The 7,597-nt window shown below is 49.4% G+C and carries 7 protein-coding genes and 1 tRNA gene; 2 read left to right on the top strand and 6 right to left on the bottom strand.

The genetic code is table 11. From position 1 onward, the window contains the following. The 4 genes from JW953_22445 to JW953_22430 all read right to left on the bottom strand — a co-directional run. On the bottom strand, window positions 1–446 hold a 446-nt coding region (locus JW953_22445; GenBank protein ID MBN1995464.1), incomplete at its 3' end, for a twin-arginine translocation signal domain-containing protein. Between the two features lie 932 nt (window positions 447–1,378). Next, window positions 1,379–1,723: a TraR/DksA C4-type zinc finger protein gene (locus tag JW953_22440; GenBank protein ID MBN1995463.1), complete on the bottom strand. Its 345-nt coding sequence runs from the start codon at window positions 1,721–1,723 to the stop codon at window positions 1,379–1,381. A 5-nt stretch (window positions 1,724–1,728) separates the two neighbouring features. Then, on the bottom strand, window positions 1,729–2,151 hold the full coding sequence (locus JW953_22435; protein MBN1995462.1) for a peptidylprolyl isomerase: 423 nt from the start codon (window positions 2,149–2,151) through the stop codon (window positions 1,729–1,731). 82 nt (window positions 2,152–2,233) lie between these two features. Beyond that, the gene (locus tag JW953_22430) at window positions 2,234–2,581 is read right to left on the bottom strand and encodes a hypothetical protein (GenBank protein ID MBN1995461.1); all 348 of its coding nucleotides are present in this window, start codon (window positions 2,579–2,581) and stop codon (window positions 2,234–2,236) included. Window positions 2,582–2,802: 221 nt separating this feature from the next. On the opposite strand from JW953_22430, the gene JW953_22425 reads away from it, so the two are divergent. After that, window positions 2,803–3,018, top strand: a complete 216-nt coding sequence (locus tag JW953_22425; protein ID MBN1995460.1) for a hypothetical protein — start codon at window positions 2,803–2,805, stop codon at window positions 3,016–3,018. Between the two features lie 194 nt (window positions 3,019–3,212). Beyond that, window positions 3,213–3,285: transfer RNA gene (locus JW953_22420), tRNA-Arg, on the top strand. A 15-nt stretch (window positions 3,286–3,300) separates the two neighbouring features. Here the strand turns inward: JW953_22420 and JW953_22415 are convergent. Together JW953_22415 and JW953_22410 are read right to left on the bottom strand one after the other, a co-directional pair. Continuing rightward, window positions 3,301–4,488 (bottom strand): aldo/keto reductase, encoded by a 1,188-nt coding sequence (locus tag JW953_22415; protein ID MBN1995459.1) that lies wholly within the window; start codon window positions 4,486–4,488, stop codon window positions 3,301–3,303. A gap of 147 nt (window positions 4,489–4,635) precedes the next feature. Beyond that, window positions 4,636–7,335: a tetratricopeptide repeat protein gene (locus JW953_22410; GenBank protein ID MBN1995458.1), complete on the bottom strand. Its 2,700-nt coding sequence runs from the start codon at window positions 7,333–7,335 to the stop codon at window positions 4,636–4,638. Window positions 7,336–7,597 lie beyond the last annotated feature (262 nt).

Here is a 7,597-nt window from a genome sequence, read left to right as displayed (position 1 = left end):
TTGATGCCCTGGCGCAGGTTCAGGGTCCAGGTTTTTACATCATCGCTGGCTTCCCAACTCTCCAGTAGATAAGGCCGGGTGATGTTGTCCGGGCCGGTTTGAGTCAGGTATTCACCCACCTGGCTGATAACGTTGGATTGCTGAACCCAGGAAAAACGGGCCGGATGGTCAATGAGTTGTAACTCCATGGCCTTGGTAAAGGTTCCGCCCCGCTTGATGCCACCGGCGGCGGGTTGTTCGACCTCGGCGGGGGCTTGTTCTGGCGCCGACGTTGTTTGAGCGCCACAAGCCGCCAGTGAGGCCGTAGCGGCAGAGAGACCGAGCAGGGTGGACATCCGCAAGAAGTCACGGCGAGAAATGCGACCTTGCCGAAATTTGTCGAAGGCCTCAGGGATGTAAGGGTGCTTCTGGGCCATTTGCTTCTCTGAAATTCGTTGCTTTTTCATCTGTTGCTCCTCTGAAAACTATTTTTGAGTTGAATGGTTTGTGCCGGTTGGGAACAACCGGGTCGATTGTTTTCAAGCGAAATTTGGGCATGGCTCAAGTTAGATTAACACTTTTTTCTGGCACATCTAAAAATTTGGAAAATAAAACCCTCGAAAACACATTTTGACCCAGTTTGTAGCCTAAAAATAGTCATTTTGGGGTCAATTCGCCAGAAAAAAAATTTAACCATTATGAAAGTGTTAATCTAACTTCACAGGTTTCTGTACCATGCCGAAATTTATTAAAGGAACTCGGGATACTTTTTGGTTATATCACCCCCTTTTTTAATGGGAATTTTCCAAAATCTCAGGAGGGCCAAAGTTGAGGAACCAACGCGCCCACGGAGGGCTATTTGAGGTGCAGGCGGCCACCCATAGGCCGGCTCTCATTCCGCAAAGATTGGATTTAGAATCTATCCGTAAATTCAATGGAGGCAGCTCTTTTGCCGCCAAGTTACCGAGTGTGAAGGCTCGATTCGTTAATTTACGAATAGACACTTAATCCAAGGGGTTGTCTAAAAACAACACCCCAACTTACTTGGAATATTGGAGAAAAAGCCCATAGCCAAAATTGAATTTTTCGATAGTGGGTCCACATGTAGTAATAAATAGTGTCAGAATTTGTCTTTCCAGGCCACGTAATCACTACTTGTGCAGGACTACCGAATTTTTCTTTGACTCAGGGCAGGGAAAACAATCTTATTATATCATCCTGGATTAACCCTTCCTACACCAACATGGGTTATCTTTGCCATGAAAAAGGCCTATCTTTTTGTAGCTCCGTTGACTTCATTCAATCATCCATGTGGGTGAATTACCCAATACCAGTATTATCCATGTGAGCTATTTGATACTGTTGCCAAATCCTTTTTTACCCCAGCCAGGTGGCCCAATCAGAAGTCTGGCAGGTCTTCTGCCTGTTGTTTTGTAGCGCAATTCAAACAAAGGGTAGTTGTAGGTAAAATTTCTAAACGCTCAGGGTTTATACATCGCCCACATTGGGCACAAACTTCATAGGTACCTGCCTCTATCCGATTCAGGGCATTACGCAAAATCTCAAGCTGATTGACGGCCTGTTCCTTCCGAGCCAGGTTCATCTCCCAGGTATAAAATCCTGCGCTGCCTGCATCCAGACCAGAGACCTGTTTCTCTTCAAGCAACTCGGTCAGGCGTTCTAATTCTTCTTTTGTTTTCTGTAAATCGGTTTGTAACCGCTGTTTTATTTCAGTTAGTTCCAAAGTGATCACACCACTTCAAGTAACTTTATGTCAAAAGTTAAATCACGCCCGGCCAATGGATGATTGCCATCCACTGTAACCTTATCTTCGGCAATCTTGGTGACCGTGACGACTTCCGGGCCATTTTGTCCCTGATCAAATTGATATTGTTGGCCGACCTGCACGTCGGCGGGGAATTTGTCTCGCGAGATGGTGTGAACTTTGTCGCGGTCGTAGGCCCCGTAAGCTTGATGGGCCAAAATCGTGACGGTTTTGGTTTCCCCAGGCTCCATCCCCATCAAGGCCTGTTCAAAGCCCGGTATAACTCGACCATCACCTACTCTAAATTGGATTGGCTCCTCAGGCGACGACGCACTGAACACCCTCCCATCTTCCAATTTGCCTGCATATTCAACCTTAACCATGCTACCTTTATTTGCTTGCGTCATAAGTTGCCTCCTAAATCACAAAATTCTTGACTTCATTTTGCCTGCTCATCCGGGTTAATACCCTCACTCTGACAAAAACCCCTCAATCACGCTTAAACGATAGGTCCCGCTTTATTGCCTCCATCAGATCACTAACATTCCTGGTTACCCGTTGGCTGGCTCGATAGACGTAAAGATTATTATTTTGTAAACTCAAGTTGATGATTTTAAGGTCCGGTTTTGCCTTTAAGATAAACTCTATCTCAGCCCCAACACTATCACCATCTATGATGATTACATCTGGCTGAAGCGTTTTAATATATTCGATGGCCCCGTCTACATCTATCGCATGCCCGACAAACTCTATATCCGCTTCTGGATAAAGTAGACTCTCGATCCCACGACTGAACATCAAGTGAGCCGAAATGACAAAAACACGGATTTTCGCCAATGATTTTCTCCAATGGGGGCTTGTACTCTCCTTCAGTATAAACTTTCCCGGCTGGCTTGCCCATACCAACCTGGGTAATTTTTGTAACAAAAATGGGCTATCTTTTTGATAGCCCTGGTGATAGGAGATCGTTGTTACAATCGCCCATGTGGATAGATGTTTTTAGTAAAATATCCCCCAGATGGGCTATTAATGCTTGATGCCACCGCCGGAATAGTGTGATGTTTCTAAGCCTCACCACAACGCTTCCTGTTGAAAAAGCCACCAGCAAACAGTCGAGCGGGCCAAATCGGCTACCATCAACCAACGCCTTTCCGCTTGGTCAAAGGGGGCCGCTCACCGGATCGGTGGTTTACAAAGTGCTCAAAAACTATGCCTTCCGGGCCGGCCTTGATCCTGATCTGGTCATTGAACAAGAACTTGCTAGCTTTTGCTAATATTATCCGGCATGTCCCCCACATGGGTTTGAGGTACAACTACTACAAAAATGGCATCAGGCTGTAAACTTTGATAGTTTGCAGATTGACTTAGAGATTAATTCATAGTAAACTTTCTCTGAAAATCAAATATTTAATAGGCAACTTTCTCCATAGCCTTATAAAGTTGCATTTTGCGTAACAGTAATATTTGTGCCCCCGTAGCTCAGAGGATAGAGCAGAGGTTTCCTAAACCTTGTGTCGCAGGTTCGAGTCCTGCCGGGGGTGCTTGTTTTTTAGGAGTCAGGCCAATCTGGATACAAAGGGCTGGCCCTCACCCAACACTTGGTGAACAATTTGCATCCATTCACTGATGGGGATACCCTGGGGGCATTTGGCCTCACACTCGCCGCATTGGATGCAGCCGCCGGCCTGTTGATTTGTATCCGAAATACCCAGGCGGTAAGATTCGGCCAGCCAGGCATATTGGCCGCGGGCGCTATCAGGTTTATCATACATCAGGCCGCTGTTGTATATGTTAAAATTCCAGGGGATATTGACGTCGTTGGGACAGGGCATGCAGTAATTGCATTGAGTGCAGGGGATAGCCGAAAGTTCGCTATACTTTTGGCTGACCTGCTCAAAGAGCGCCAATTCCTCTCTGGTGAGCGCGCCAATTTCAGACACATCGGCGCTGGCCAGGTTTTCTTCAACTTGTGACATGGCGCTCATGCCGCTGAGTACCACCGCTACCTCCGGTTGGCTCCACAGCCACTGCAAAGCCCAATCGGCGGCGGAACGTTTATTGGCCGCAGTATCCCAAATCTTTTGAATCGGTTGGGGGGGATTGACCAGCTTACCCCCCAGCAAAGGCTCCATAATCACTACGGCCAGCCCCTTTTCTGCCGCATACTGGAGGCCCTTGAGGCCGGCCTGGTTTTCGACATCCATGTAGTTGTATTGGATCTGGCACAAACCCCAATCATCGTAAGCATCTACAATCTCTTTAAACACCTCGTAACTATCATGGAACGAAAAGCCCAGCCGGCCAATACGCCCGGCGGCAATGGCCTTCTCCGCCCAGGCCAGAACGCCAAAATCGCGCAATTTGGCCCACCAGTCGCTGTTCAACGAGTGGAGCAAGTAAAAGTCAACGTAGTCGGTCTGGAGTCTTTCAAGCTGCTCGTCAAAGTATTGGTCAAAATCCTGGGGGCCTTCAATCTTCCAACTGGGCATTTTGGTGACCAATTTGACCCTTTGCCGATACCCATTTTTGAGCGCCCGGCCTAAAAACCGTTCGCTGTTTCCATCGTGATAGGGATAGGCCGTGTCCACATAGTTTACCCCGCGATCAATGGCGTAATGAAGCATTTTAGTTGCTTCCGCTTCATCAATGGCGGCGCCGTTTCCGTCTATAATAGGCAGTCGCATGGCCCCAAATCCAAGCGCTGAAACTTCAAAATCAAGATTGCCAAATTTACGATATTTCATTTGTTTCACCCCGTTACTTTACAATATGATGTTTGCGGTTTAACCGATTATTAACTTTAATTGAGGCCATTGTAACAGAGGTCAAAAAGAAAATCACCCTCCAAAAGGAGGGTGACCAGGAGGGTAGAGGGGAGGGGGAGGGTGGGGTTACAACAGGTTTAGTTCTCTGGCCCTGGCCAGGGCCTGGGTGCGATTGTTGACCTGTAGTTTTCCGTAAATATTTTTGAGATGCCACTTGACCGTACTGACCGCCAGGATCATTTCGTCGGCAATTTCTTTATTTGAACGTCCCGTGGAAATGAGTTGGAGAACTTCAAGTTCCCGCTGGCGAAGGGGTTCAACCAGGGATTGGTCCGGCAATTTTGTAGGCAGCGGCGTGATTGTTACGATAGTTTCTTTACCCAGGGCAGCCAGAAGTTGGCCGGCATAACCGCCAACCGCTTTATCCTCAACACATTGCCGGAGCAGGGTGGCGATAGCTGCTCCCTGGTCAATAAGCGTGCGGATAAATCCGGCGGGTTGGGCCAGCGCCAGGGTTTGTTGAAAAGTTTCCCGGGCTTTGGCTGTGTGGCCATTAATTGAGTAAGCCACCGCCAACAACCCCATATTTTGGATAAGCTGCCAGTTGTGTTCAATGCTTTGCTCATGCGCGCAGCGTTGTTGCAATAAAGGAACAATCTCCTGAGGCAGCGGTACGTGTTGGGATATGCCTTGGGCCAGGGCCAGGAGAATGACAATCGCATTTTCCCGCGCCTCAGGATGTTCAGGATCAAGGCTGTAGCCGCATTGTTGCACCCAACCGGCAGCCGTGTCAAGCTGGCCCTCTTTGAGCCACAGCCTCATCTGGTCAACGGCTACATCTTCAATCAAAGATACAATGTTGGTTTGTTGGGCAATCTCTTCGGCCTGCCGGAGTGAAGTTTGCGCCTGAGTCAGCTCATCTCTGGCTTGATACAGGTAGGCCAGCGCCCGATGGCTGTAAATAAGCACTTTTACTTCACCACTTTGCTGGGCTAATTGCAAGGCCTGTTGCAAGTGCTCATGCGCTTCGTCCAAGCGATTCCACTCGTACAGCAGTTGCCCCAAACCCACATGCGCCCAACAGAGGGAAACAGCAGGCGGCGAGTAACGCTGCGCCCACTGCAATGCCTGTTGATACACTTGCGCGGCCGGTTGCAATTGACCGTGGGTGAGATACAAATTACCCAAATAATAACTGGCCATCATTGCCGCCCGGGGATGATGGCTAGAGCGGTTACAGGCAATGGCCTCTTCAAAGGCTTCCTGCACTTCCTCCAGATTGGCGGCCAACTGTTCCTGGGCAAAAGCCAAATCCAGCGAAATCTCACTACGCAGAGCAATCAACTCTGCGGGGATGTGCGCCAGGGCCAGTTTACAACATTCAACAATCCGGTCGGGATCACCCTGGATCACGGCCATGCGGGCTTGAATAGCCGCTTTCCCGCCGATGAAGATCTTAACCTCAGGGCCGTCCGCCTGATCGAGCCGGTCCAGATAATGAGTGGCTTCATCAAAGCGACCGGCATGGGTCAGGGTCCAGGCGTAAAAAAGGCACAATTTAGGCCGGGAGTGAATCACAGCTTCCGGCAAGGCCTTGAACCAGCCCAACAGCGTATTAAATTCACCCAATACAAGCCGCTGTTTAACCACCTGCTCCACCAAATCCGCAGCTTCGGTAAAATCTCCGGCAGCCAAAGTATGTTGAATAGCCCGGCCAATATCGCCCCCAGCTTGGTACCAGGCCGCGGCCTGGCGGTGCAGGGCCGGTAACTGGTCGGCCTGCTTCTGCCGTAATTGGCTGCGCAGGAAATCGGCAAACAGGTGGTGGTAGCGATAGGTTCGCTCCTGCTGGCATAAGGGAATGATGAACAGGTTTCGCCGTTCAATTTCGGCTAAAACCGAGCGGCTGTCATCCCGGCCCGTAACCGCATCGCACAGATCGCTTTGCAGGTATTCCAAAACCGCCGTGCTCAACAAAAAATTGCGGATAGGTTCCGGCTGTTGTTGTAAAACTTCGGTGGCCAGGTAGTCAACAATGTAACGATGATCGCCGCGGAAGCTGTTGAGAAAGCTGGCCGTAATATTTGCCGAACCTCCGGCGGTGAGCGCCGCCAGGTGTAAACCCGCCACCCAACCTTCGGTGCGTTGTTGGAACATGGCAATCTCTTCGGCGGACAGATTGACGTTGATGGTTTGCCGGAGCAAGGTTTGAGTTTCTTCCTGAGAAAAGCGCAGGTCATCGCTGCCCAACTCCATCAATTGGCTCCGCGCTCGCCAGCGGGCCAGAGGCAGCGGAGGGGCAACCCGGCCGGCCAGAATAAGGTGCATCTGCGGCGGCAAATAATCCAGCAGAAAGGTGAGCGCCGTATGAATATCGTTGTTTTCAATACAATGATAATCATCCAACACCAGCACAAAGTCATCGGAAATAGCGGCCAGGGCATTGATCAAGCCGGTAAGATGATAAGTGATGTCGGTATGGGCGGCACGCAGCAAATCAAGAATGTGTTCAAGGTCGGCGTCCAATTTATCCAGAGCGGTAATTACATAAGACCAAAAGTGAATGGGGTCGTTGTCTGCCGCATCCAACGAAACCCAGGCCACGGGCCATTCACTGCGCTGGCTCCAATCGCTGAGCAGGGTGGTTTTGCCAAACCCGGCCGGCGCAGACACCAGTACCAATTTGTACTGAATGCTTTGGTTCAACTGCTGCATTAAACGAGGCCGCTGCACCAACGACGGCGGGGCCACAGGAACGTGCAGTTTGGTGCTGATGGTTGAAAAAACTTGGGTTTTTTGGTTGACGAAGGGCAAATCTGTGATCATTGTGCTTTTTTTACATCATTCTTTTTCAAAACGTCATGCTTTTCTTAAATTTTTATCATTTACCCTTTAATGCGCTCTTGCCTCATAAGTTTACTTGACCGCGTTCACTTTGGCAAACGTAAATGGATGTATTCAGAATAAGTTGACCATCATCAAGCCGCAAGAGGAAGATGGTCATAGGGTGTTTGTTCGGAAGATGAGCCAATAGCCGGCATAAGGTATGATTGACAGCTCTGGCCGGTTTCTCTATACTACCTGTATT

This window comes from Anaerolineae bacterium (assembly GCA_016931895.1).
Taxonomy (GTDB): domain Bacteria; phylum Chloroflexota; class Anaerolineae; order 4572-78; family J111; genus JAFGNV01.
The sequence above is the reverse complement of the archived record's forward strand: the minus strand, read 5'-3'. Positions and strand labels throughout refer to the sequence as shown.

Bases quoted from the DNA above. Each gene is read 5' to 3' on its own strand.
- JW953_22435 (MBN1995462.1), bottom strand. From the start codon at position 2,151: ATGACGCAAGCAAATAAAGGTAGCATGGTTAAGGTTGAATATGCAGGC.
- JW953_22425 (MBN1995460.1), top strand. From the start codon at position 2,803: ATGTTTCTAAGCCTCACCACAACGCTTCCTGTTGAAAAAGCCACCAGC.
- JW953_22410 (MBN1995458.1), bottom strand. From the start codon at position 7,335: ATGATCACAGATTTGCCCTTCGTCAACCAAAAAACCCAAGTTTTTTCA.
- JW953_22415 (MBN1995459.1), bottom strand. From the start codon at position 4,488: ATGAAATATCGTAAATTTGGCAATCTTGATTTTGAAGTTTCAGCGCTT.